We start from the raw sequence: 23,890 nt of genomic DNA on the forward strand, positions 1-23,890 counted from the left end.
TGATGTAATTACTTACTTTAAACTAAATACGCGTTGTGAAATAGAAGTATCCATAGCACCACTTGTTACGTTCAAACCAAAGGCTCTAATCAAAGGTTGGCAATCTGCTGTCCCACCTCCAGGCATACAAGAAACATTGACTGCTCCTGGGCTGTGATCTTTAATCAGTTGATCCAAATTCATGGAGACTGTCAGAGCATTAATGTTCGAAATTCCACTTAACGTTATGTTAGCACGATATTTATTCGTGCAATTACCGTAATTCGGTGCACCACTGCAATTTGTCGAACCGAGGTGTAAACTAGTCCAGTTTGTCGGAGCGTTAAAACTAAATTCGATTTTAGCATGTTTGTATCCGCCAGTCCATGACCAATACATAGAACCGTTATTGAGAGGAGAGATTTGGTTCGTTCTATCAAGGTGATTTAAAGTCTCAGGAACTCCAACGGTGAATTGGACCCCAGTATAATTTCCAGCAGAAACAGAACCACTCACTTTTGAATTTGTTTCTGTTGTTTGGGTTGTCTCCAAATCGACAAGTGCGACACCATTGGATTGCCAAAGATTATCTGTCGATAATGTTACATCCGCTGTTGTACCATCAGCACGAACAAATTTTACTTCGGAAATATACATGCGAAAGTCTCGAAATTGCACAGTCCTTCCATCAGCAGTAATATTCGAACCTGTCACCAAATTTTGGCCATTTGCCAAAGCTTCAAAGTTTAAATTTACCGACTGTGGTACTGCCAAGGCCAATAGCGCCAAAGTTTGATTGTCATCGGGCCCTGAAGTTTTCTCACACGAAACCAAAACCAAAAGAGAAAAAAATACAATAATTGTTTTTAATAATTTCATAAATACCTAATATTCTAATATAAATTTGTTTTACGACAGGACTTTTGTTTGTCCAAATCGTTAGAGATGAATGTTGGAAGTGAATTCCTAAGTCGTGCGAGGTGGTCGAAGGATCGTAAGTATCTTTCCTTCTTTTAGAGTGGAAGGAGACTCTTCAATTGTATAAAAAAACAAGGTTGGGATCGCAAAACCAAATGCAAAACTTGGTTTGTCCATGGTTTGGTGGTGGATCCGAAGGGACATCGCATCCTTTTTATTCTTTTTGCAAGAACAAAGGTGGGCTTCGCCTTCTTTGGCGTCGTGGCAATTTGGTTTTAACGCCAATTCCTTTGTGTGGGCATGATTTGTTTCATCGGTGGCGCTGAGTTTGGCATTTGGTTTTTCGCCAAACAATTTGTCTTCTGGATTATGGTGTTTTTCTTTTTTAGATCCGTGGTTACACTTACAAATTTTGGAATTGGATTCCAGGCAATAACCAAGTAGCCCACTCCCCAAAAAGAAAAATTGGGTGGTAAGTACTAAGGTTAAGAGTCCGGCTATCCACCGAAAGGAGACCATCTACTCCAATCTTTCGCTCTTGGATCAAAAATCGAGACAATTTTTGGACAAATTGAGTGTTCCCCCTCCTGCCCTTTGAAAAGATGGTCTTGGAACCAAATGCATCCAAGCTAGAGGCCCTAAAGATGAAACGTACAGAACTGGAACGCAGAGAAAGAGAACTGCGAAAGGCAGAAAAGAAGAAGATCCAACCCGGAGAGAAGGAAGCAATGAGTGTTGGCGACTACATTGATGCCCTTTTTGGAATGTTTCGTTACGACACAGATGAAATTTTCAATGCATCCGATGATGAAAACATTCTCGAACTGCTAGAAAACATGAAAATGGAACACCCAGAAAAACAATGGGATGTGATCATTCGGAAAGCCGTAAACAAAACCAAAGTGGAACAAAAAGACAAAGCATACGACGCCCTGCGACATTTAGCGGGAATCTCCGTAGCTACCGCATAATTCCTTTTTTTTCTCTACAAACAGATTTACAAAGGAAGGTCATCGTCTTATACTAGTGACCTTCCAGTATGAAACAGACGATCACCATTATACTGTTATGTCTCTTTCATTCTGTACTTTGGGCAGAGGAAAGTTCCTGCCCCAACGCAAAACACTATCCCATCTCCACAAATCTTGGTAAACCAACAGACCTCTCTCATCATTTAGTTTTCACATCCACTGAGATCCCCAAAAAAGAGATCCATGAAATCCAACGTTTATTCCAAACAAACCCCGTCGCATTTGCCAACGGAGAGATCCCCAATTTTGGGAATACAGCAAATCAATTCTGGTTCTGCTTTGTTTTACATAATGATGAAAATCATAATAAAAGAACCATAACCTTTATCAAATACCCACTCCTCGACGAAGTCCAATTTTTCGCCTTACGAGAATCAGGTGAAATAAACAAAAACATCCAAGGTAGAAGGTATCCATTTCGGAATCGCGATAAAGACTATCGAGGATTTAGTTTTGCGACAGAACTTTTACCAAGCGAAACGGTCACTTATTTCGTAGGTGTCAAAACCGATAGTTCTGTCTCTGTCCCGCTCATGATAGCCGATGAGAAACATTTTGATTCATATGAATCCATCGATACACTTTTACAAGGAATGTTTTTTGGTATTGTCTGTGTGATGAGTTTGTACAATTTATTTGTGTACTTCATGGTAAAAGACAAAGCCTATTTATTTTATGTTAACTATCTGATTCTTGCCGCAATCCTATTCCAACTTTCCTTACAAGGATTATTACCTGTATTGTTTTTGCCAGATGCACCTGATTTGGTTTATAACGCGCATAACTTTTTATACTTTATATTCCTTCTTTCTTGTTTTCCGATGAGTATCACCTTTATGAACTTAAAGGACAATGCTCCTATCCTTTACCGAGTGTTTATGGGTCTTTCCATCATTCCTGTGATCTGTTTGTTGCTCTTACCTTTTTTACCATACCGCCCCTTAAACCAATTTGGAGACCTACTTTCCTTCTGTTTGGCTTTTTATGCCTTGTTTGTTTCTTATTATGTTTCGTTTGTTAAAAAATTCCCGCCAGCTAGGTTTTATTTTTTTGGTTACTTTATGCTCATCATTGGTGGACTCACGACAGTGTTAAAGTATATGGGATTTTTTCCCGTCAATGTTTTCACTGAAAATGCCTTCCAAGCAGCTACGGCCACTGAAGTGTTACTCATGGCATTTGGACTTGGTGATCGAATCTCTGTTGTCCAAAAGGAAAAAGAAAGGATCCAACTCAAAGCCGAGATCAACAAACAAAAGTTAATCGCCTATGGTAAAGAACTAAAACTTGCGCAAAAACTCCAAGAATCTACATTACCACAAATCCTTCCTAAATTTCCAGGCTTATCGATCAAAACTGGTTATTTCCCAGCCTCCCTCGTGGGGGGAGATTTTTACGACCTCACTGTCTATGGGAAACAACAGATTTGTGGCCTCATTGCAGATGTGACAGGCCACGGAGTCCCTGCCGCAATTGAAGCGGCGATGTTAAAAATTGCCTATATGCAAACTCTGGCTTTTGCCAATAAACCGGGAAAGGTTTTAGAAAGTATCAACGTTTCCCTTGCTGGAAACTACAAAAATCAATTTTTAACAGCAAGTGCTATCTTTATCGATTTGGAACAAAAGGTTTTGCGGGTGGCGAATGCAGGACACCCCGCCTTATACAAGTTCAATGAGAATTCAAAATCGATTGAAGTGATCCGACCAAAGGGAAAACTCATAGGTTATTCGAAAGAAGGTATGTATCCAGAAGAAGTTCATTCCCTCATCAAAGGAGATAAATTATTTCTTTTTACAGATGGAATTTGGGATCTTTGGGAAAATGGGGATTCGGGAGAAGAAGTACTTCTTGATTGGTTATTTCAAAGAAAAGGAGAGTCCGTCGAGTCTTTGTATGGTGGGATTGATGAACACATTCGCCTGCGAAACAAAGAAGGTCCCGCAGACGATGATATCACATTTATATTATTCGAAATTACCTAAACAATTGGTAATCGAAAAATACGGACTAAACGTCCGCATAAATCGCTGCATTCAATAATCGTGAAATGTTGTCTAAGTTTCTGGAAATATCTCGGTAAAGGAGAGCTGGTAACAGATTTTCTTTTTTCTGATACTTTTTCTTCTTCACTTTTGATTCGTTCTTTTTGATGGATCGAATCATTTGAAACCTATATTCGCGACTTTGGTTGCGTACTTGTGGGTTACCAAGGATATCAAATGTTTCACTTTGTTCCAAGTTCACAAGCAGAATGTCGTAATGGTGTTTGAGTAAATCCATTTGGTCTTTTACAGAATTGGAAAAGGTTTTATCAAATGAAATCTTTTGTCTGTGAGACTTACGGATTTTTCTCGCAATGGATGCAAAATTATCACCCATTTCTTCTACCGCTTTGACTCTTTCCATAATCCCTAACACATCTTTTGCGTAGTTTCCAGTGATCCCTGTTTCTTGGATTTGGTTTAAGTACGTTAGGACTTCGGTTCGCACTTGGTCGAGTTCCTCTTCTTTTTTGAGGACTTGCACGACTCTTGCCGCATCATACGGTTGGAGTAAAATTTGTTCGGTAAGTCGTAAAAAATCATACGTATCGCGGATGATTTTTTTCGTGAACTCCACAAGTTCTACCATCGCAAGTTCTGTGGTTTTTACAGAGCCCGCTTGCAACAAACGAATGCTATCTTTGTCTTTTCCCGTTTTGGATGCAAGGCTATCCACAATGCTACTCACAACTTTTGAGATCGTATTCACGAACCAAATGAGAACTAGTGTATTGGTGATGTTGAACATGGTATGGAAAAGGGAAATATGGAACCTGGTGGATTCTTTGTCCGTCAAAGGATCTCCAGGAATCAAATCATCCACAATGCCTGTGAAAAATTTAAAAAAGACAAGAGCCCAAACCACACCAAACACATTGAACAAGGTATGAGCCAGTGCCGCCTTCTTTGCATTTCGGTTTCCGGGAATTGCCACTAAATTGGCTGTGATCGTAGTTCCAATGTTTTCTCCAAGGATCATACCATAAGCGGCATCAATTGGGATATAACCCGAGAATGCTAAAGTAATGGTAATGGTTGTGGATGCTGAAGAAGATTGAACGATGATTGTGAGTAGTGCTCCAATCAATACAAACAACAATACTGAGTTAAAACCCAAGTTTGTAAATTGTTGTAAGAAAACAAAACTCTCAGGGTCTTTGGCGCTATCGGGAACCGAAGTTTTTAGGTAATCTAATCCCAAAAACAAAAATCCAAATCCAATGAGAAAACTCCCCCATCCAGAACGGCTCTCTTTCCTTGAGAAATGAAGGATGACCCCAGCGGCGATGGCAGGTAATGCAAACGAAGCAATGTTGAATTTGAATCCTAATAGGGAAACAATCCATGCAGTGATCGTGGTTCCAATATTGGCTCCCATGATGACACCAATTGCCTGCGCAAGGGAGATCAAACCTGCATTGACAAACCCAACAACTAGGACGGTGGTTGCCGAACTGGATTGGATGGTTGAAGTGATGAATAATCCACTGAAGACAGCAGACACACGATTTCGTGTCATGGACGAAAGAAAGGATCTGAGCCTATCTCCTGCCACACGTTGTAAGGACTCACTGAGTAATTTCATCCCATAGATGAAAATCCCGAGCCCACCTAAAACTTGAATGAGTAACGGCCAATTCATAGATATTGATATTTCCAGGGTTCAATTTCTTTGATAACAATATGGTACCAACCTTTTATTCGGTTGCCGTATTTTTTTCCGTATATAGAGTGTAATGAATATGTCAAAAACCATCAGCAAAGGAATGGTTGTAGGATTTTCCTATCACCTCAAGAACGCCCAGGGAGAAACTCTGGACCAATCAGACGAACCGCTATTATACCTCCACGGCTGGCAAAATATCATCCCTGGACTGGAAAAAGAATTGGAAGGTCTTGTGAACGGAGATTCTAAAAATGTCACAGTTCCACCTGAAGAAGGTTATGGGACATATAACGAAGCCCTCATTTTCCAAGTTCCCAAAACAGAACTTCCTGCCGAAGCAGAACTCGAAGTGGGAATGGAATTCCAAACCGACACACCAGAAGGTAGAATGATTCTATATCTCCAAGAAGTACGAGATGCGGATGTAATCCTAAACGGCAATCACCCGTTAGCTGGAGAAACCCTTCATTTTGATGTCACAATCAAATCGATTCGTGAAGCAACAGATGAAGAAAAACAACACGGACACGTACATGGTCCAGGTGGACACCACCACCACTAAAAACGAAATCTTTTTCGTTATTTTCCCTCTGAGTCTTCTTTCGGATTGCTTTTTTTAGAAAGGGTTATTACACTGACAGAAGATTCAGAGTATTGTTGATTTTCACCGCCGAAGTAGTCCTTTCAAGCTTGCACGCTGGTAGCTTTCCCAAGTTTTTCCCTGCATTTTTCTGGAGTTCTTACCAAAAATCCCTTCTAGGGTCCCGACGATTGTAAATCTAGAATTCCCGAGTCAACTTTAACAAACAGGACAAAAACTATGTCAGTAAACATTTATGTTGGCAACCTCTCTTACGATATGACTGAAGGTAAACTCAGTGAGCTTTTCGGAGCACATGGAGCAGTAACTTCTGCAAAAATCATCACTGATCAGTATTCTGGTCGTTCTAAAGGTTTCGGATTCATCGAAATGAAAGATGGAAAAGAAGCTGATAACGCGATCAAAGATCTTAACGGAAAAAACATCCTTAACCGTGAGATGAAAGTAAACATCGCAAAACCTAAAACAAACAACTGGAGATAATTCAGTTTGTTCAAAAAACCGTCGCTTAGCTTTGGTTAAGTGACGGTTTTTTTTTGCCCAAATTTCTTACAAAATCACCTTAAACTTTGCCTTCATCTTCTCAATTTGATCCACTGGAATCTGATGAACATTCTCTCCCCCATGCCGGTTCTCAACAGTTACCACAAAATACAAATACCCATAGTGTTTCGCTAAATCTTCGTAAGGTTTCATTTCCCATTCTAATGTGAATGTATTGTCTACGATCACAAAGGGGATTGTCTTTTCCAATGCGTCTTTGGTTTTGGATTCACATTCTTTGTATGCCAAATGATTTTTGGTGAAATCAAAATGATATTCTCCCCTTTCATTTGTAAAATAGGAATCGATCGAAAAGATAGGTGCATTATTTGATTTTGCGATTTGATTGGCGAGTGTTGTTTTACCAGCACCCGGAATGCCTCGTAATAGGAGAAGTGTTTTGGACGCGAATTGAGTTGGGGGAAGAGTCTCCATAACTAACATAAATTCACCAAACCGATGGGATTTCCTAGTTCTTTTCTCCTCAACAAGCAGAGAAAACTCTCGCAAGGAAAACGAAGTTTTGAAAGAATTGTGAGAGTGAAAGGAGACTTTTGTGTCATACGAAGCGTATAAACTCATCCATATATTCGGAATGTATCTTTTATTTTTATCTTTAGGTGGAGTCACACTATATTCCATCAACGGTGGTAAAAAATCGGAAAACAAATTCAAAGCGATCGTTGCCATTTCCCATGGTGTTGGTTTGGTTTTGATTTTGGTTGCAGGGTTTGGACTGATGAAGTTCCGAGATATTTCCCATTCAGCCCTTCCCGTTTGGATCATTTTGAAAATCGTCATCTGGCTTGCGTTTGGTGGACTTCTCACTCTCGCCTATAAAAATCCAAAAGCGGCAAAAATCCTTTGGATTGTTTTCCCACTTATGGGCCTAATTGCTGCCTATTTAGCATTTTACCAACCAAGTTAACTAAAAAACAAATCCTTCTCGGTGGACCTTCCACTGAGAAGTGATTGCCTTCCTCTTCCTTATCCTGTAATTTTAATCAACAAAACCCACCTGATCCGGCGCCGATGGAATCTAAGGATGGACAGATAATATGGAACCAAAAAAAAGAAGAATCGAAACAGACTCTATGGGAGAAATCGAAGTAGATGCTTCACGTTATTGGGGAGCGCAAACCGAACGTTCATTAAAGTACTTCCAAATCGGAAAGGACAAGTTCCCTAGAGAATTGATTCGCGCTTTAGGAATTGTCAAAAAAACATCGGCAATCATCAATTCAGAACTTGGCCTACTTGAAGAATCCAAAAAAGATCTGATCCTAAAGGCAGCAGAAGAAGTCATTGAAGGTTTGTTAGATGATCATTTTCCACTTTCAGTTTGGCAAACAGGTTCCGGAACACAAACCAATATGAATGCCAATGAAGTGATTGCCAACAGAGCAAACGAACTTGTTGGTGCTAAATTGGGATCCAAATCCCCCATCCATCCCAATGATGATGTCAACAAAGGCCAAAGTTCCAATGATGTCTTCCCCACTGCGATGCACATTGCGACTGCCGAATCCATTCACAAAAACCTCATCCCAAATCTAAATTTACTCCAATCCAAACTGAATGAAAAATCAGAGAGCTTCCAAAACATCATTAAAATTGGAAGGACACATTTACAAGATGCCACTCCCCTTACCTTGGGACAGGAATTTTCTGGTTATGCCGCGCAACTTTCCTACAGCTTAGATCGAATTGAACGTGGATTACCTTCCCTTTACAGACTCGCGTTAGGTGGGACAGCGGTGGGAACTGGACTCAATACCCATCCAGAATTCCCATTAAAAGTTGCGAGTGCCATTTCACAAGAGACAGGAATTCCATTTGTCACCGCTCCCAATAAATTTGAGGCACTCGCCGCCAATGATTCGCTCGTGGAAGTGAGTGGAATTTTAAAAACCATCGCTGCATCGCTTATGAAAATTGCCAATGATATCCGTTGGTTGTCTTCGGGACCGAGATCAGGGATCGGAGAAATTCAAATTCCTGAAAACGAACCTGGGTCCTCCATCATGCCTGGAAAAGTGAATCCGACGCAATCGGAAGCCCTCACCATGATCTGTGCCCAAGTGATTGGAAACGATGTTGCGGTCACGATTGGAGGTGCTTCTGGTAATTTTGAACTCAATGTATTTAAGCCTCTTATAATTTTTAATGTTCTTAATTCAATTCGACTTCTATCTGATGGATGTCGTTCTTTTGCAAATCATTGTGTTGAAGGGATCAAAGCGAATGAATCGAAGATCCAGTCAAATCTAAATCAATCATTGATGCTTGTGACAGCCTTAAACCCACATATTGGGTATGATAAAGCAGCAAAGATCGCCAAACTGGCATTTAGCGATAATCTAACATTGAAAGAAGCCGGAATCAAACTAGGATTTTTGACAAAGGAAGAATTTGATAAATGGGTAAACCCGAAGGATATGATTTAAAAGAATACCATTCTTTCTAGAATTCTTTGCGATCTAAAGTTCAAACTTGTTTGCGAATCCTTTCCCAAAAGTGTTTACGCCAATTTTCTTCAACATCGGTAATTCGCTCTTTCGGAACTCCTCGGTGTATCAGTATCAATTCTGTTCCACCATCGTTGGTTTCCGTCAAAGTAAAAGAAGCCATTGAAAAAATTCCTTCAGGAAAATCAAATCTTCGCCAGGCTTGTACAATTCTCCTCGATGGTTTTAGGTCAACAATGATGCCTGAAACTTTTCCAGACATAATTGTAAAAGTACCTCCAATCTTTTGGCTAATCACAGAAGTCTCACCAGTGAGTTCAGATACTTTCTTTGAATCAGTCAACCAATGGTAAATTGTTTCGGGAGAATCTTTAAACTTAACTTTTTGTTGAATCGTTTTACACATTTTAGTTAACCAATTGAATTTTGAGGTTAGATACTATTAAATTAAAAACAGACGAACAATAAAAATTTTTCGTTAAACGATCTACTTATTTTGCTGCAACGATCAAATTCATCCTTTGGAAATCTTCCAAAATTTCAATTTGAAATCCAATTTCTTTTAATAGATTTTGTATCATGGCAAGCGTTATGCGAACTTTCTGATAAGAACTCACCCGCATCTCCCAATTTCCCTTGACTCTTTCATATAATAAATCTGTCACAGAAACGGCTTCATCTGCATAATCGAGAATACAAGTATGAATCCGATTTTCATCCGACTTGACTGGAATGAATCTTTCCTGATCCTGAAGTGGCTTCGAATAATCTCGAAAACTTAAAATGAATTTTCCTCCTGGTATGATTTGAGAATAACAATTTTGTACCCATTGTTTGATTTCTGCAAACGATGCCAAATGTGATATTGTATCTCCGCAACAAAGAATTAATTCAGGATTGATGTCTTTCCATAATTCAAAATTTGTGATCTCACCATCGATGACTTGCATTGGCAATGATCTCTCTTTAATATTATGCTTTAACTCATTCAGTAATTGTGGATTGAAATCAATTGCCGTCACTTCATATCCCAATTCTGCGAGTGGGATTGCTTGCATTCCATTTCCAGCTCCCATATCAATCGCTTTTTTGTTGAATTTTGGAGTTAAATTTTGACGTTCAAGAAATGATTTAAACTCTTCTGATTTCTTTACCCAATCACCTAACATCCATGTATAAAAATTTCCTAAATGTGACTCATAGTGTTTTTTTACATTCATACCAATTACCAATAATGTTTCATGAGGTCCGTTGCCCATTCTGTTTGCCGAATGGAAGATTGGGGTTCAAATTCTCTTAAAACTGGTTTTATATCCAAAACGGGAGTTCCATCAATTGCGTCCAGATACTTAACAGTCAATTGATTGCCTTCTAATTTGACCAGTTCCACAGTACAAATTCCAAGTTGGTTAGGACGATCCTTTTTTCTTTGAGCAAAAATACCAACCTTAGGATAGTTTGGATTCCCGCGAGGATGATTTTCATTCAATTTTCATCGATCTTTACCACCCATGATTCCAGAAAAAATTCTATACGTATTTTTCACTTCAAAAAATATTTGAGGGAAAAAAGAAAACGGAATAGGTTATTTCACACCTAACGGGCATTTTGTTTATTCGGATAATACAGAATACCAATCGAATCAAGGAAATTTTTTTTGTTTCAAAGGGACATTTTCAATTACTATCTCTTTTTATTTCTAATTCCGCTTCTTTTCCCTCTCACTGCGGAACCAAAGAGCCTCAATGCACACAATGACTCATTCGAATACGTTTTCACGACTCAAATGGATTCCCGAATATCCCAAAACAGAACCCCCATTTTTGTTTATGGTAGATTGGAAAAAAATGGAAAGATCAAACTCACAAGAGAGATGATACCAAAATCATCTTTACTAATGATAGTTCCTTCCTTTTCCGTTTGGAACGGGCCCATGAATCCGACCTTTGTAAATCATTTCTCCCAGTCCATCGAATTGTTTCTTAAAACAAATCCAACAGCCAAAGGATTTGTCTTGGACGCTGAGTTTGGTGCAAACCAAACCAAACATTCTTATACCGATTTTGTTTGTTCCATCCACAAGCTGATAAAAACGAAAGATTCTCATCTTCAATTCCACTTAACGTTATTTCCACCGAATCATCCAGACCAACATGATTATTATAATTGGGATGAATTATACCTTTGCTCTGATGCTTGGTTCATAATGTTCTATGATGAGCATAATCCAAGAACCAAATCTGGTCCCGTTTCCACATCAAATTGGATTGAATCAAATCTAGTTGCGATCGAAAGGAAACTTCTTCAGGAAAATGGAACATACACAGTATCCATCGCATCGATTCGTAAAAAATTTTTTTTGGGACTTCCTCTATATGGTTATGGAAAAAACAAAGCTGGTAAATTTGGGAAGGTTATTCCATTAAAAATGTTTACGGAATCTAAAGAATTTCAAACTTCATTTGAGGATTTTTTAAAGATAAATACGAAAAAAGATGAGATTTATTTACCTACCAAATACTTTTTACATCATTGGAAAAAAGAAAGCCGTCGCCTTGGGTATGGTGGTGTCGCGTATTGGAGAGAAGAATTTTTAGGGAATCAAAAACTTCAGAATGATTGATTTTTTGATTATTGATAGTCTCTGTTTTGTGGTAAAAAAAATTCAAATGATAATGGTTCTCTGTGTAAAATTGGTCTTGATGCATCGCCCGACCATTCAAAACAAGAAACAAACTGAAAGTTTTTGTCATCTCTCTTGGCTTCGCCATCTTCTGTTTGATGCTCGATCCGAAAATGTGCACCACATGATTCTTCTCTCAGAAGTGCATCCAAACACATAAGTTCGGCTAACTCCAGATAGTCTTTCATTCTACCCGCTTTCTCTAATTCTGCATTTTTTGTAAACGAGTCACTTGGAATCCTTATATTTCCGGATAAAAATTCATTTCTTAAATTTTGGATTGTTTTAACTGCCGATTCTAATTCAGATTTGGAACGTTTAAGACCACACGAATCGTATAGAATTTTGCCTAATTCTTTATGGTATTCATCTATAAGCTTTTTCCCATTTGCATTTGTATAAAATTGAATTTCTTTTTGGATCGTTTCTTCTGCTTCTTTAAAACTAGGGTGATCAGTGGAAACAAGATTAGAATCTACTTTGTCATAAAGATAATTTGGAAGAGTTGCCGGTAGAATAAAATAACCATCGACTGACGCTTGTAATAGTGAATTTGCTCCTAATCGATTCGCACCATGATCAGCGAAATTTGCTTCTCCTATCGCATAAAGTCCTGGAACATTTGTCATTAACTCATAATCAACCCACAATCCGCCCATAGAAAAATGAGCAGATGGAGAAATTAACATAGGTTCGGTTAACGGATCTACATCGGTTATTTTTTTGTACATATCAAAAAGATTGCCATACCGTGCCCTTAATACTTCTTCTCCCAATGTTTTTTTTGCGTCTTTAAAATCTAGATAGACTGCATTCTTAAGTGGGCCAACACCAAATCCCAAATCAATTCTCTCTTTTGCTGCACGGGAGGAGATGTCCCTGGGCGCTAAATTACCATAAGAAGGATATTTTCTTTCTAGATAGTAATCCCTTTCTTCTTCCGGAATCTCTGCGGGAGGTCTCTTCTCATCTTTTGACTTGGGTACCCAAATCCTACCATCATTTCGTAATGATTCGGACATTAAAGTAAGTTTGGATTGATAACTGTTGGTTTGTGGCAGGGACGTAGGATGGATTTGAGTCCAACTCGGATTTGCAAATAAAGCACCCTTTTTATGAGCTCGCCAAACTGCTGTTGCATTGCAACCTAAAGCTAATGTGGAAAGATAATAGATTTTACCAAATCCGCCAGATGCAACAACAATCGCATGAGCTGAATGTTTTTCCAATTCTCCATTTAGTAAATTTCTAACAACAATTCCCTTAGCATGACCATCAATGATGATGTAATCCAAAAGTTCAACATTGGTATACAATTGTACTTTGCCGAGATGAACTTGTCGCATCATTGTTTGGTAGGCACCAAGTAACAATTGTTGACCAGTTTGACCTTTCGAATAAAAGGTTCGACTCACTTGTACTCCACCGAAAGAACGATTCTCTAAATAACCACCATACTCTCGATTAAAAGGAACTCCTTGTGAAACCGCAAGATCGATAAAAGGGATCGAACATTCTGCTAATCGATAAACGTTTGCCTCACGCGAGCGAAAGTCTCCACCTTTTAAGGTATCACGAAACATGCGGATGACACTGTCCCCGTCATTTTTATAATTTTTTGCCGCATTCACTCCACCTTGAGCGGCAATAGAATGGGCACGCCTCGCTGATTCATGAAAACAAAAAGATGAAACTTGGTATCCTTGTTCAGCGAGTGTTGCTGCTGCTGCACTCCCAGAAAGGCCAGTGCCCACAACAATGATTTTAAACTTCTTTCTGTTGTTAGGTGAAATTAATCTGGAATTCCTTTTAAAGAGATTCCATTTTTCTTCCAATGGACCATCTGGAATTTTAGCATTCCAAGGAAATGACTTTCCCTCGTTTCCAACCATTTCAGCTATACTCAATCATGAAGATAAATTGTGTTGTTTTCTATCAATGCAACATCTGGAAAAAGTCATTCCCTTTGTCATCAACTACGATGAATGCTGGGAAATTTTCCACATCGATGGACCAAACTGCTTCCATTCCCAGTTCTGGAAAATCTAATACTTCCACCTTTTTGATGTTTTCTTTGGCAAGGAGGGCCGCAGGGCCACCGATGGATCCGAGGTAAAATCCACCATTTTTTTTGCAGCTATCGGTTACAACTTTGGAACGATTCCCTTTCGCAAGAGTGATCATGGAATACCCTTTCTCTTGGAAAACAGGAACATAACTGTCCATACGACCCGCAGTGGTGGGTCCAAAAGATCCTGATGGCATCCCTTCTGGAGTTTTCGCAGGTCCCGCATAATACACAGGGTGATTTTTGAAATACTCAGGGAGAGTCTCCCCTTTGTCCATTTTCTCTTTCAATTTGGCATGAGCGATATCACGTGCCACGATTAATTTGCCACTGAGCATCACACGTGTTTTGACAGGATACTTTGTGAGTACTTTTAAAATTTCGGGCATCGGTTGGTTGAGATCAATATGCACCGATTCGGAACTAGAATCCACTTCATCGATGGTTGGCAAATACTTGGAAGGATCGTACTCGAGTTTTTCTAAGAAGATACCATCTTTGGTGATCTTTGCTTTGATGTTCCGATCCGCACTGCAACTCACACCGAGTCCTACGGGGCAAGAGGCACCGTGACGCGGAAGGCGGATCACTTTAAAGTCATGAGCCAAATACTTTCCACCAAACTGTGCCCCGATACCGGATTTTTGAGCGGCTAACAACATTTTGGCTTCGAGTTCCGTGTCACGGAATGCCGAACCAAATTTGTCTCCTTTGGTTGGTAGATGGTCTAAATACCCAGCTGACGCTAGTTTTACGGTCTTTAGATTGGCTTCTGCTGATGTTCCTCCAATCACCACAGCAATATGGTAAGGAGGACATGCCGCCGTTCCTAAATTGGCAACTTTGTCTGCGATGAACTTTTCGAGAGAAGTAGGATTCAGAAGTGCTTTTGTTTCTTGGAAGAGATAGGTTTTGTTCGCTGACCCACCTCCTTTTGCCAAAAAGAGAAAACTATATTTGTCACCAGGTGTTGCATAAATATCAATTTGCGCTGGTAAATTGGATCCAGAATTCACTTCCTCATACATGGTAAGAGGTAACACTTGGGAATAACGCAGGTTCCGATTCACATAGGTATTATAGATTCCTTTCGAGAGTGCTTCCGCATCATTGCCACCTGTAATGACATACTCTCCTTTTTTTGCCATGACAATCCCAGTTCCCGTATCTTGGCAGGATGGTAATTGTTTGTCAGCAGCGATCACAGCATTTTTAAGAAGTGCCATTGCCACAAAACGGTCATTAGGCGTTGCTTCAGGGTCATCTAAAATTTTACGCACCTTTGTGAGATGTTCAGTCCTTAAATAAAAAGATACATCTTCCATTGCTTTTTCTGCAAGGAAGGTGAGACCTTCTGGTTCCACTTTCAGAATTTCTTTGTCACCAAATGGGACTGTGCTTACATAATCTTTTGTCAAAAGTTTGTATTCGGTTGTGTCCTCTGTGAGTGGAAACGGATCGGCGTAAAAGTATTCTGGCATAGAAACCTCTATTTGGTACTTCTAATCTGAAAGGAAACCTTCTTTCGTAAATGAATTTTTCACGACACAAAATCAAGATTCTCCTACGATTGATTCCCAATGGAACCAAATGTTTTTGACCAAATCGCAAATCAATATGATACAGAAGAGCGAATCCAACTTGCTCGTCATATTTTGGCAAAATTGGAACCTGTGCTTCTAGAAATTTCAAACAAAACTCTACTTGATTTTGGGTGTGGCACGGGACTCCTCGGAATCCCACTCACTTCCCTTTACAAAGAAGTGATTCTTTCTGATGGCTCAAAAGTAATGTTAGATGTGGTGGATTCCAAAATCAAAGCCAAAGAAATCCAAAATGCAAAAACGATAGCGCCTAACGACTTGGCGAAATCTGGTGCTTTGCCTGTGGATCATATTTTAATGTCACTTGTCCTATTACACATTCCTAACACGAAACAAATTCTAGAAACGATTCACTCCTATTTAAAACCAGGTGGGACACTCTATCTTATTGACTTTGATGAAAACAAAAAGGTATCCCATCCCAAAGTACACAGTGGATTTAAGCAAATTGCTTTGATGGAATTATTGAAAGAAGTGGGATTCCAAACGGTTTCTTCTTCCATCATTTTGGAAGAGAAAAAAGTTTTTATGAATGAGGACGCCTCTCTTTTCCTAATGGTCGCCGAAAGAGAATAGGAAAGTGGAAAGGACTACAAGTCCCTTTCGTCTCATCAAATTGATTCAAATCGATTTGAATTGAACAGAATTGAAGACAAATGAATGTTATGCGAATCTTTCGATCGATAGGATGGGTGGTGCGTGGGTTTCCAAAACTACCGAATTAACCTTTCAACCCAGACAATCCCTTGGCTTCCGTGTCTGCATTCCATAGGAGCGATTTTAAATCGTCTGGGATGGGCATGGGGGCAAAGATGGGAACCGATGCACTGCCCGTATTGCCCACAGGGATCCGATTGAAAAGGCTCCCGATCCAACCAAAACTCATTCGGACAAATTGTCCGTATATTTCTTTCCCATCCAATTTACGGATTCCGAATACAAACATTCTGAAATGAACACCAGTATGAGAGACTGGGTGGTATTGTCCAAGGATATGGGCCCGTTCCAAATGGTGCCATGCCATGGAATCATTGTTTTGTGCTAAAAATTCTTTGTACTTTTGGAGTTCTATTTGATACGCAAGTTTCAAGTCTTTTGGCATTTTGAAATTCATCTTATTTTATCCTTTTTTATCAATATTTGAATTTATACTTTTTTTATTTTAAAACAATCTTTGTCAAAACCTGATTTTTTATAACATTTCATTTCTCCTCCAACCACTCATAAAATACAGGAAGTAAAAATAACGTAAGCAATGTGGACGATATGAGTCCACCAATCACGACTGTCGCTAGAGGCCTTTGTACTTCTGCGCCCAAGCCTTCTCCGATTGCCATTGGTAAAAAACCCAATGAAGCAACCAATGCAGTCATAAGAACAGGACGTAGTCTAGATACAGCCGCTTCTTGTACGGCTTCCCTGATAGACATTCCTGAATTTCGAAGAGAGTTGATATTGTGAATTTTGACTACACCATTGAGGATGGCAATCCCAGAGAGGGCTATGAAACCAATTGCCGCCGAAATACTGAAATTCATGCCTCGAAAATAAAGCGCAAATACTCCTCCGATAGTTGCAAATGGTAAACTTAGGTAAACGAGTATAGCTTGTCTATAACTATGTATATCGCGACTTTCGTATCTTTCATAAGGATTGGCTTTCATCAAATTTTCAGTTTCGTGCTCCAATAACATCTATAGAGATTTTTCAACTGTTTCCCCCTACTAATCCACTGAGTTCAATTTGTATATTCTCCTCTTACACGGAATTTATTTTCTCGTCTCCTTTTTCTTGTGTATGCATACTAGCTCTCAAGTTAGTTGGTGTTTTTCCAATCAATTTATCGGCTTAATTGATTCAAGTGTCCAACCAATGTCAGACACGAAAGTATGCAGCACTACACTAAGAAAAACCACAGAAAACTCGCATTAAAATTTAGTCCGTTGTATTCTTACTGCATTTACAATAGCAAGTAGTGCAACACCTACATCCGCAAAGACCGCTTCCCACATCGAGGCCAATCCGCCTGCGCCTAGAATCAAAACAATTGCCTTCACAGAGAATGCTAGAATTATATTCTGCCAAACTATTTTTTTTGTTTGCTTGCCTATATTGATTGCCATCGGGATTTTACTCGGCATATCATCCTGAATAACAATATCAGCGGTTGCAATAGTGGCATCACTACCTAAACCACCCATTGCGATACCTACATTACTTAAAGCAATAACTGGAGCGTCATTTACGCCGTCACCGACAAAGGCGACGCTTTCATTTCGTTCCTTGATCTCTTTTACCTTATTTACTTTATCTTCAGGTAATAAATCTCCAAAGGCGTCGGTAATTCCTAATTTTTCTGAAACAAATTTTACTACATTGTGCTTGTCGCCGCTTAACATTGTTATTTTTACTTTCAATGCTTTCAATTTGTCGATAGTCTCTTTTGCGTCAGGCTTAATACTATCGGCTATTGTGAGGTAACCAACAAATTTTTTATTATATGCTATAGCTATCAAAGTATAAACAATGCTTGTTGGATCTAAATCATAGGTAATAGAAAATTTATCCATCAATTTAAAATTGCCTACTAATAGTTCTTTATTCTGAACAATTGCCTTCAACCCGTGCCCCGATATTTCCTCTACACTTTCTAATTTAATATTTGGGTTTATTTCTCCAGCAAATTGATGTATAGCCGTTGCAACCGGGTGTGTGCTTTGACTTTCAAGCGCATTCACCATTTCTAATATTTCTTTTTTATTAAATTCTGGTTTAAATTCTATTTCTTGAACTTTAAAGACGCCTTCAGTCATTGTTCCCGTTTTATCCATCACAACATTTTGAATTTCAGAAATGACATCTAAGAAGTTACTACCTTTAAATAAGATACCATTTTTACTAGCCGCACCAATCCCTCCAAAATAACCCAATGGAATTGAAATCACCAAGGCACAGGGGCAAGAAATAACCAAAAAAATCAAGGCTCTATAAAGCCATTTTGTAAACTCATAATTATCTACAAAAAAGTAAGGTAATACAGTAATTGCAAAAGCAAAAAAAACTACTATAGGCGTATAAATTTTTGCAAACTTTCTAATGAAAAGCTCGGTTGGGGCTTTTTGTTTAGTGGCATTTTGTACCAATTCTAAAATTTTCGATAGTTTACTGTCGGTATAACGAGTAGAAACTTTTACAAGGGAAACGGAATTTAGATTTATCATTCCCGCCAAAACTGTTTGTCCTTTTGATTTTGTATCCGGTTTACTTTCCCCCGTAAGAGCTGCAGTATTAAAAGAAGCTGTTTCAGATATAAGTTCACCGTCTAACCCTAATTTTTCCCCTACCTTAAGTTGGATAATATCGCCAATGCTTGCATTTTCAGCCTTTATAGTTTTTGCTCGATTGTCTTGTAGAATCGTTACTTCATCGGGTCTTTGGTCGAGTAATGATTTAATGTTTGCTTTGGCTCTTTTGACAGCCATTGTTTGAAATAATTCACCGACAGTATAAAACAGCATTACCGCAACACCTTCGGGGTACTCGCCAATAAAAAATGCTCCTAGTGTTGCAATGCTCATCAAAAGAAATTCTGAAAATATCTCTTTCTTCGCAATGCTCTCAAAAGCCTCTTTAATGACAGGAAAGCCGACCGGTCCATAGCTAGCAGAATACCAAATAATTCGAATCCATCCAGTGAACCACTCTTGCGTGTAATAGTTATCAAACAGAATTGCTAAGATCAAAAGAACTAATGAAATAGAAGAAGGTATAAATAGTTTTAAAGTACTATCTATCCAGACTAAACGACTTTGCACCGCACTAGTTATTTTTTTATCTTTTAATAAATCTTCTGCACCATCATTTGTATAAATTTTTTCTGATTGCGTGCAACAAATTTGTTTACCGTCTTTGTCGTAAGTATGTTTGTGTTCGATCATGTTCATTTCCTATTTATTTTTAAAACAATGAAGCTCTTTAATTTAGGAGCTGATAATTAAATCTGTTAATCATCTACTACCTATATTTTTTACAAAGAAAAGTTTTTCCAACTAACTTTTGTCGATAATACCCAATAATCTTTTTCATACTCGTTTCTGCGTAAATTTACAGTAGCTTTAAATTTCCACGAATTTACATCGGTGCTTATAGATTGCCATTAGCCCCGCCTTTATTTCCAAAAAATATGCGATTGAAGATAGAGCCAAACCATTCAACCCGTAATCCAAGGATTTGATCCAAAAATGCACTCCTATCTCGAACCCGTATCGCAAAAATTAACATGCGAAAATGAATTGCAAAATGTGAAATTGGATGATATTGACCGATGATGTGCGCACGTTCAAGGTATCGCCATGCAACTTGTAAATTTCCGCTACGGAGAAATTTTTGATATTCTTCCAGTTCAATAAAATACTGCGGCTTCATTTGTTTGGGCATTAGAAAATTCATGATTCATTAACCTCTATTTTTATTTCTTTTTCCGACTCTATCCATTCATAAAATACAGGTAATAAAAAAAGTGTGAGTATTGTTGAAGAAATCAATCCACCGATTACAACAGTTGCAAGAGGTTTTTGTACTTCTGAACCAAGACCTTCCCCAATCGCCATAGGAATAAATCCAAACGATGCAACAAGTGCTGTCATAAGAACTGGTCTCAGTCGAGAAACTGCCGCAACTCGCACAGCTTCTGTTACCGTTAACCCCGATTCGCGAAGATAATTGATATTATTAACTTTCACCACCCCATTCAAAATAGCGATGCCAGATAATGCGATAAAACCAATGGCTGCTGAAATACTAAAATTCATATCTCTGACTAATAGGGCGAAAACTCCTCCAGTAATTGCGAAGGGGATACTTAAATAAACGAGAATCGCTTGCTTTACACTGTTAAAGCTTTTTAATAGAAGTAAAAATATGATTAGAAGTGTAAATGGAACTACGACTGCTAGTTTCAGTCTTGCTTTCTCCAAGTTTTTAAATTGCCCTCCCCAAAAAACAAAATAGCCTTTTGGGATTTTTAATGAATTGGAAATTTTTTCTTTTGCCTCTTTTACAAAACTGTCAATGTCTCTATCTCCGAGGTTAATAGAGATTGCCGCATATCGTTTCCCATTATTGCGGGAAATCGTCATTACCTTTTCCGATTCTTGCAAAGAAGCAACATCCCCTAACTGGACTGAACCTAAATCAGGTGTGCCGATGGGAATACTTTTAATAGAGGAATTTGAATTTCTAAATTCTTCCGAAAGCCTAACTACGATTGGAAACTTCAAATCCTTCTCATAAAAGCTGCCCACTGTTATTCCACTCATAGAAGCAGCGAATGTAGAATTGAAATTCTCAAGAGATATTCCATAAAGAATAATCTTGTCGTAATTCGGTTTTATATCTAAAACCTTGCTTTTTCTAAGAGCTGAAATAGGGTCTAACTCAATTTCATTTGCACCAGGAATTGATTTCAAGATTTCTTCAGCGTCTTCTTGAAGATCAATTAGTTCATCTAAATTATCTCCGTAAATTCTAAAAGTGATATCGGCTCTGCTACCTTCGAGCAATTCGTTAAACCTTGTTTCGACGGGCTGACCGATAGTTATCTCGTCATTTGGAAATTCTGCTTCAAGTCTTTCTTTGATTCGCATATAAAATGGAATCCAATTTTTACTTTTGACAAGTTCCAAAATTCCTTCTTTCTTTAATATTACGAAAGTATCAGACATATAAATTCCCATAGGGTCATTCGCTACTTCGGTAGTTCCTGTTCGAGAAAATACATAGTTTATTTCCGGAAATTCTTTCAGAATCAGCTCTACTTTTTTTTGTAATTCGGTAGATTTCGCCAAGCTGATATTACTTTCACGAACGAGGGTAATCATAATATCACCTTCTTTTAATTGTGGAATAAAATCGGAACCCATTCTAAAAAAGAGTAAGGTAGCAATGGTAAAGATAAGAATGCTTATTCCCAATGCAATTCTACGGTTTCTAAATCCAAAAAGCAATATTGGAATGTAGAATTTATTTATTTTTTCTTTTATTCCACCTGTTTTTTTTTCCTTATTTGGTATTTTTAATAAGCTCAATGAAAAAATTGGAATAAGCAAAAGAGTTACTACGTAACTACCACCTAATGCGAGCAAGACTGCCTCTGCCATTGGGCGAAACATTTTTCCTTCAACCCCTTCTAGTGTCAAAATAGGAATGTATACGAACATAACAATAAATATCCCATAAGTAACAGGCTTTAAAATTTCACGGGAGGATTCCAATACGAATTCGATTGGATTTTGTATTATTTGATCTTTAAGTTCTTCTTTTTTGGCTAAAGTATTTTCAATCATCACAATAGCAGCATCAACTAATAATCCGAAATCAATAGCCCCAAGGCTCATTAAATTTGCAGATATGTTAAATAAATACATCCCTATTGCGGCAAACAACATCGAAAGTGGAATTACAAAAGCTACATAAATAGAGGCTCGAAAATTTCCGAGGACCAAAAATAAAACTAAAATGACAAGAAGTGCTCCTTCGACTAAATTTTTTGATATCGTTGTAATCGTTGCGTTTACTAAAAAACTTCTTTCATTAAGAACATTTATGACAACATCATCCGGTATTTGAATTACATCAAAAAATGATTTCAACTCTTGCACTGTTTCACGACTATTAGCCCCCATAAGCATCATGACGGTTCCAAGTACAATCTCATTTCCATTATGAGTAGCAGAGCCAACTCTTTGCATACCGTGTTCGCGAACGAATGCAATATCATTCACTCGAATAATTGCACCTGTGCCTATTTGTCGTATTGGCAGGTACTTTAAATTTTCTAAAACTATAGCACTTCCAAGAGAACGAACAATTATCATTTCATCGTTTTTTTCTATATAACCACCTCCGAAATTTTCGCCGACCGATTCAAGTGCTTTTGTTACCTCACCTATGCTAATTCCGTGCGTTCGCAATTTATTTGGAATAAGGTCTATATGAATTTCCCTATAGTATCCGCCTATTGTATCCACCTCCGCAATATTTTTTACGTTGGTTCTGATTTGGGTTCGAATCATTAAATCCTGAACAGTTCGTAAATAAAGTAGTCGTTCTGTTTCTGATTTTTTCTCCAACATACTACCAGGCTTCGCTTCTACTGAATACATACATATTTCGCCGAGACCAGTGGTAATGGGAGTTAACTCAGGTGTAACTCCATCGGGTAATTTATCCTTAACATTTTGCAATCTTTCTAAGACAATTTGCCTAGCCTTATAGATTTCTGTTCCATCTTCAAATGTTAAAACAACATTAGAAAGTCCGAATTTAGACAATGATCGTATATCTTTTACACCTGGTATGCCTGCCAATTCGGTTTCCACAAAGAAAGTAATTGTTTTTTCTACTTGCTCTGGATCAAGGGAACCCGATTTGGTATTAACTTCAACAATTACGTTAGAGATATCTGGTAACGCATCAAGAGATACTTTAAATATGGAAATTATTCCAAATAAAAATAATCCTACAGTAAAAAGGAAAATCCAAAGTCGATTTTTTAAAGCGGTATCAATTATATTACTTAGCATAAGATTCTCCAGTAAATTCAGGATTATTTCTTAGGAAGAAAACTTGTGTAAATTTCCCGATACATTCTAATTGTGAACCGTATAATGCATGGTGAATTTCGTGAAGTTGTGTATCCAGTTCAAGGTAGCTGAAAAAATTCAATCTATCGATTTTAAATTCCAAATCAGAAAAATTTAATTTATCCTTCGTTACAGAAAGATATGCGATAAACAACTTTTTTAAAATCTCTATCACAGTTTCATAGATGATAATTGCTGAATTTAAAATGCTTTTAAGTGATCTTGTTTGATGAGAGAATAAATCCTTTCCCAAAATAAATTTTAACTCAATTCTTTTTGCCTGAATTTGCCTCTTATCCAGTAAAGATAAATTTAAAGTTACCCCAAAATCAAAAAACTTATTTGCATCAACGGATCTATTTTCTCCTAACTTACATTGTATGTTTAAATCAGAATAATTTTCTATTACCGCAAACCTTGCCTCTGCCGTTGAATTTCGAATTGAAATTTTAGTTTTTTTCAAAATCTGATTTCTTCTTAGCATTTCTCTGCCGAAAAAGGCTTTCAAAAACTGTATTCCATTCTGAAACCAGATTGCTTTTAATTTTACAGGTGATTCCATATCTAAGAAAGAGTCTAGTTTCTCGAATACTAATAATTGCCTTCTTTCCAATTCAATTAAATGTTTATGTAAGTTTAAA

At 38.0% G+C, this 23,890-nt stretch carries 22 protein-coding genes and 1 pseudogene; 8 read left to right on the top strand and 15 right to left on the bottom strand.

The annotated features are described in order from the left end of the window. Positions 1 to 12: 12 nt before the first annotated feature. Both LEPBI_RS15280 and LEPBI_RS15285 read right to left on the bottom strand, forming a co-directional pair. Complete coding sequence (locus tag LEPBI_RS15280; RefSeq protein ID WP_012390045.1) at positions 13 to 858, bottom strand: MbnP family copper-binding protein; 846 nt, start codon at positions 856 to 858, stop codon at positions 13 to 15. Positions 859 to 945: 87 nt separating this feature from the next. Beyond that, positions 946 to 1,416, bottom strand: coding sequence for an LIC_11090 family protein (locus LEPBI_RS15285; RefSeq protein ID WP_012390046.1), 471 nt, complete (start codon positions 1,414 to 1,416; stop codon positions 946 to 948). Between the two features lie 125 nt (positions 1,417 to 1,541). Here LEPBI_RS15285 and LEPBI_RS15290 point away from each other — a divergent pair, with 125 nt between their 5' ends. After that, positions 1,542 to 1,868 carry an LB_289 family protein gene (locus tag LEPBI_RS15290; RefSeq protein ID WP_012476424.1) on the top strand — a complete coding sequence of 109 codons (327 nt, stop codon included), beginning with the start codon at positions 1,542 to 1,544 and terminating at the stop codon, positions 1,866 to 1,868. A gap of 68 nt (positions 1,869 to 1,936) precedes the next feature. Beyond that, the gene (locus LEPBI_RS15295) at positions 1,937 to 3,913 is read left to right on the top strand and encodes a 7TM diverse intracellular signaling domain-containing protein (RefSeq protein ID WP_012390048.1); all 1,977 of its coding nucleotides are present in this window, start codon (positions 1,937 to 1,939) and stop codon (positions 3,911 to 3,913) included. 25 nt (positions 3,914 to 3,938) lie between these two features. Here LEPBI_RS15295 and LEPBI_RS15300 read toward each other — a convergent pair whose 3' ends face one another. After that, positions 3,939 to 5,615, bottom strand: a complete 1,677-nt coding sequence (locus LEPBI_RS15300) for a Na/Pi cotransporter family protein (protein WP_012390049.1) — start codon at positions 5,613 to 5,615, stop codon at positions 3,939 to 3,941. A 94-nt stretch (positions 5,616 to 5,709) separates the two neighbouring features. Here LEPBI_RS15300 and LEPBI_RS15305 point away from each other — a divergent pair, with 94 nt between their 5' ends. Both LEPBI_RS15305 and LEPBI_RS15310 read left to right on the top strand, forming a co-directional pair. Next, positions 5,710 to 6,201: an FKBP-type peptidyl-prolyl cis-trans isomerase gene (locus tag LEPBI_RS15305; RefSeq protein ID WP_012390050.1), complete on the top strand. Its 492-nt coding sequence runs from the start codon at positions 5,710 to 5,712 to the stop codon at positions 6,199 to 6,201. 258 nt (positions 6,202 to 6,459) lie between these two features. Next, positions 6,460 to 6,723, top strand: a complete 264-nt coding sequence (locus LEPBI_RS15310) for an RNA recognition motif domain-containing protein (protein ID WP_012390051.1) — start codon at positions 6,460 to 6,462, stop codon at positions 6,721 to 6,723. Positions 6,724 to 6,789: 66 nt separating this feature from the next. On the opposite strand, the gene LEPBI_RS15315 is transcribed toward LEPBI_RS15310, so the two are convergent. Then, positions 6,790 to 7,227: an AAA family ATPase gene (locus LEPBI_RS15315; RefSeq protein WP_012476425.1), complete on the bottom strand. Its 438-nt coding sequence runs from the start codon at positions 7,225 to 7,227 to the stop codon at positions 6,790 to 6,792. 151 nt (positions 7,228 to 7,378) lie between these two features. Here LEPBI_RS15315 and LEPBI_RS15320 point away from each other — a divergent pair, with 151 nt between their 5' ends. Together LEPBI_RS15320 and fumC are read left to right on the top strand one after the other, a co-directional pair. After that, positions 7,379 to 7,711, top strand: a complete 333-nt coding sequence (locus tag LEPBI_RS15320) for a DUF2878 family protein (RefSeq protein ID WP_049755988.1) — start codon at positions 7,379 to 7,381, stop codon at positions 7,709 to 7,711. A 130-nt stretch (positions 7,712 to 7,841) separates the two neighbouring features. Beyond that, complete coding sequence (gene fumC, locus LEPBI_RS15325) at positions 7,842 to 9,230, top strand: class II fumarate hydratase (RefSeq protein ID WP_012390054.1); 1,389 nt, start codon at positions 7,842 to 7,844, stop codon at positions 9,228 to 9,230. Positions 9,231 to 9,270: 40 nt separating this feature from the next. Here fumC and LEPBI_RS15330 read toward each other — a convergent pair whose 3' ends face one another. From LEPBI_RS15330 to LEPBI_RS15340, 3 genes are all read right to left on the bottom strand, one after another. Next, the gene (locus tag LEPBI_RS15330; RefSeq protein WP_012390055.1) at positions 9,271 to 9,657 is read right to left on the bottom strand and encodes an SRPBCC domain-containing protein; all 387 of its coding nucleotides are present in this window, start codon (positions 9,655 to 9,657) and stop codon (positions 9,271 to 9,273) included. Between the two features lie 85 nt (positions 9,658 to 9,742). Further along, positions 9,743 to 10,471: a class I SAM-dependent methyltransferase gene (locus LEPBI_RS15335; protein WP_012390056.1), complete on the bottom strand. Its 729-nt coding sequence runs from the start codon at positions 10,469 to 10,471 to the stop codon at positions 9,743 to 9,745. Between the two features lie 5 nt (positions 10,472 to 10,476). After that, complete coding sequence (locus LEPBI_RS15340; RefSeq protein WP_012390057.1) at positions 10,477 to 10,740, bottom strand: TrmO family methyltransferase domain-containing protein; 264 nt, start codon at positions 10,738 to 10,740, stop codon at positions 10,477 to 10,479. Between the two features lie 444 nt (positions 10,741 to 11,184). Between LEPBI_RS15340 and LEPBI_RS15345 the strand changes: the two genes are divergently transcribed. Beyond that, positions 11,185 to 11,874 (top strand): glycoside hydrolase family 18 protein, encoded by a 690-nt coding sequence (locus LEPBI_RS15345; RefSeq protein ID WP_226992813.1) that lies wholly within the window; start codon positions 11,185 to 11,187, stop codon positions 11,872 to 11,874. 8 nt (positions 11,875 to 11,882) lie between these two features. On the opposite strand, the gene LEPBI_RS15350 is transcribed toward LEPBI_RS15345, so the two are convergent. Both LEPBI_RS15350 and LEPBI_RS15355 read right to left on the bottom strand, forming a co-directional pair. Then, entirely contained in the window at positions 11,883 to 13,826 is a 1,944-nt protein-coding gene (locus tag LEPBI_RS15350) for a fumarate reductase/succinate dehydrogenase flavoprotein subunit (protein ID WP_012476426.1), read from the bottom strand. A 43-nt stretch (positions 13,827 to 13,869) separates the two neighbouring features. Next, the gene (locus LEPBI_RS15355; protein WP_012390060.1) at positions 13,870 to 15,483 is read right to left on the bottom strand and encodes a fumarate hydratase; all 1,614 of its coding nucleotides are present in this window, start codon (positions 15,481 to 15,483) and stop codon (positions 13,870 to 13,872) included. A gap of 99 nt (positions 15,484 to 15,582) precedes the next feature. Between LEPBI_RS15355 and LEPBI_RS15360 the strand changes: the two genes are divergently transcribed. Continuing rightward, positions 15,583 to 16,182, top strand: a complete 600-nt coding sequence (locus tag LEPBI_RS15360) for a class I SAM-dependent methyltransferase (RefSeq protein ID WP_012390061.1) — start codon at positions 15,583 to 15,585, stop codon at positions 16,180 to 16,182. Positions 16,183 to 16,327: 145 nt separating this feature from the next. Here LEPBI_RS15360 and LEPBI_RS15365 read toward each other — a convergent pair whose 3' ends face one another. From LEPBI_RS15365 to LEPBI_RS15390, 6 genes and pseudogenes are all read right to left on the bottom strand, one after another. Then, positions 16,328 to 16,720, bottom strand: a complete 393-nt coding sequence (locus LEPBI_RS15365; RefSeq protein ID WP_012390062.1) for a DUF3703 domain-containing protein — start codon at positions 16,718 to 16,720, stop codon at positions 16,328 to 16,330. Positions 16,721 to 16,808: 88 nt separating this feature from the next. Further along, positions 16,809 to 17,231 (bottom strand): annotated as a pseudogene (locus LEPBI_RS15370) (efflux RND transporter permease subunit); the annotation flags it as partial. A gap of 303 nt (positions 17,232 to 17,534) precedes the next feature. Further along, the gene (locus LEPBI_RS15375; RefSeq protein ID WP_012390064.1) at positions 17,535 to 19,550 is read right to left on the bottom strand and encodes a heavy metal translocating P-type ATPase; all 2,016 of its coding nucleotides are present in this window, start codon (positions 19,548 to 19,550) and stop codon (positions 17,535 to 17,537) included. Positions 19,551 to 19,749: 199 nt separating this feature from the next. Beyond that, positions 19,750 to 20,055 carry a DUF3703 domain-containing protein gene (locus tag LEPBI_RS15380; RefSeq protein ID WP_012476427.1) on the bottom strand — a complete coding sequence of 102 codons (306 nt, stop codon included), beginning with the start codon at positions 20,053 to 20,055 and terminating at the stop codon, positions 19,750 to 19,752. Continuing rightward, a complete protein-coding gene (locus LEPBI_RS15385) occupies positions 20,052 to 23,189 on the bottom strand; it encodes an efflux RND transporter permease subunit (RefSeq protein WP_012390065.1) in 3,138 nt (1,045 codons plus the stop codon). Before LEPBI_RS15385 ends, LEPBI_RS15380 begins: the two co-directional genes overlap by 4 nt. After that, a complete protein-coding gene (locus LEPBI_RS15390; RefSeq protein WP_226992814.1) occupies positions 23,179 to 23,811 on the bottom strand; it encodes a hypothetical protein in 633 nt (210 codons plus the stop codon). Before LEPBI_RS15390 ends, LEPBI_RS15385 begins: the two co-directional genes overlap by 11 nt. Between the last annotated feature and the right edge of the window lie 79 nt (positions 23,812 to 23,890).

The organism is Leptospira biflexa serovar Patoc strain 'Patoc 1 (Paris)' (assembly GCF_000017685.1).
Lineage (GTDB): Bacteria > Spirochaetota > Leptospiria > Leptospirales > Leptospiraceae > Leptospira_A > Leptospira_A biflexa.

Bases quoted from the DNA above. Each gene is read 5' to 3' on its own strand.
- LEPBI_RS15280 (WP_012390045.1), bottom strand. From the start codon at position 858: ATGAAATTATTAAAAACAATTATTGTATTTTTTTCTCTTTTGGTTTTG.
- LEPBI_RS15285 (WP_012390046.1), bottom strand. From the start codon at position 1,416: ATGGTCTCCTTTCGGTGGATAGCCGGACTCTTAACCTTAGTACTTACC.
- LEPBI_RS15290 (WP_012476424.1), top strand. From the start codon at position 1,542: ATGAAACGTACAGAACTGGAACGCAGAGAAAGAGAACTGCGAAAGGCA.
- LEPBI_RS15295 (WP_012390048.1), top strand. From the start codon at position 1,937: ATGAAACAGACGATCACCATTATACTGTTATGTCTCTTTCATTCTGTA.
- LEPBI_RS15300 (WP_012390049.1), bottom strand. From the start codon at position 5,615: ATGAATTGGCCGTTACTCATTCAAGTTTTAGGTGGGCTCGGGATTTTC.
- LEPBI_RS15305 (WP_012390050.1), top strand. From the start codon at position 5,710: ATGAATATGTCAAAAACCATCAGCAAAGGAATGGTTGTAGGATTTTCC.
- LEPBI_RS15310 (WP_012390051.1), top strand. From the start codon at position 6,460: ATGTCAGTAAACATTTATGTTGGCAACCTCTCTTACGATATGACTGAA.
- LEPBI_RS15315 (WP_012476425.1), bottom strand. From the start codon at position 7,227: ATGTTAGTTATGGAGACTCTTCCCCCAACTCAATTCGCGTCCAAAACA.
- LEPBI_RS15320 (WP_049755988.1), top strand. From the start codon at position 7,379: ATGTATCTTTTATTTTTATCTTTAGGTGGAGTCACACTATATTCCATC.
- fumC (WP_012390054.1), top strand. From the start codon at position 7,842: ATGGAACCAAAAAAAAGAAGAATCGAAACAGACTCTATGGGAGAAATC.
- LEPBI_RS15330 (WP_012390055.1), bottom strand. From the start codon at position 9,657: ATGTGTAAAACGATTCAACAAAAAGTTAAGTTTAAAGATTCTCCCGAA.
- LEPBI_RS15335 (WP_012390056.1), bottom strand. From the start codon at position 10,471: ATGAATGTAAAAAAACACTATGAGTCACATTTAGGAAATTTTTATACA.
- LEPBI_RS15345 (WP_226992813.1), top strand. From the start codon at position 11,185: ATGAATCCGACCTTTGTAAATCATTTCTCCCAGTCCATCGAATTGTTT.
- LEPBI_RS15350 (WP_012476426.1), bottom strand. From the start codon at position 13,826: ATGGTTGGAAACGAGGGAAAGTCATTTCCTTGGAATGCTAAAATTCCA.
- LEPBI_RS15355 (WP_012390060.1), bottom strand. From the start codon at position 15,483: ATGCCAGAATACTTTTACGCCGATCCGTTTCCACTCACAGAGGACACA.
- LEPBI_RS15360 (WP_012390061.1), top strand. From the start codon at position 15,583: ATGGAACCAAATGTTTTTGACCAAATCGCAAATCAATATGATACAGAA.
- LEPBI_RS15365 (WP_012390062.1), bottom strand. From the start codon at position 16,720: ATGAATTTCAAAATGCCAAAAGACTTGAAACTTGCGTATCAAATAGAA.
- LEPBI_RS15375 (WP_012390064.1), bottom strand. From the start codon at position 19,550: ATGAACATGATCGAACACAAACATACTTACGACAAAGACGGTAAACAA.
- LEPBI_RS15380 (WP_012476427.1), bottom strand. From the start codon at position 20,055: ATGAATTTTCTAATGCCCAAACAAATGAAGCCGCAGTATTTTATTGAA.
- LEPBI_RS15385 (WP_012390065.1), bottom strand. From the start codon at position 23,189: ATGCTAAGTAATATAATTGATACCGCTTTAAAAAATCGACTTTGGATT.
- LEPBI_RS15390 (WP_226992814.1), bottom strand. From the start codon at position 23,811: ATGGAATCACCTGTAAAATTAAAAGCAATCTGGTTTCAGAATGGAATA.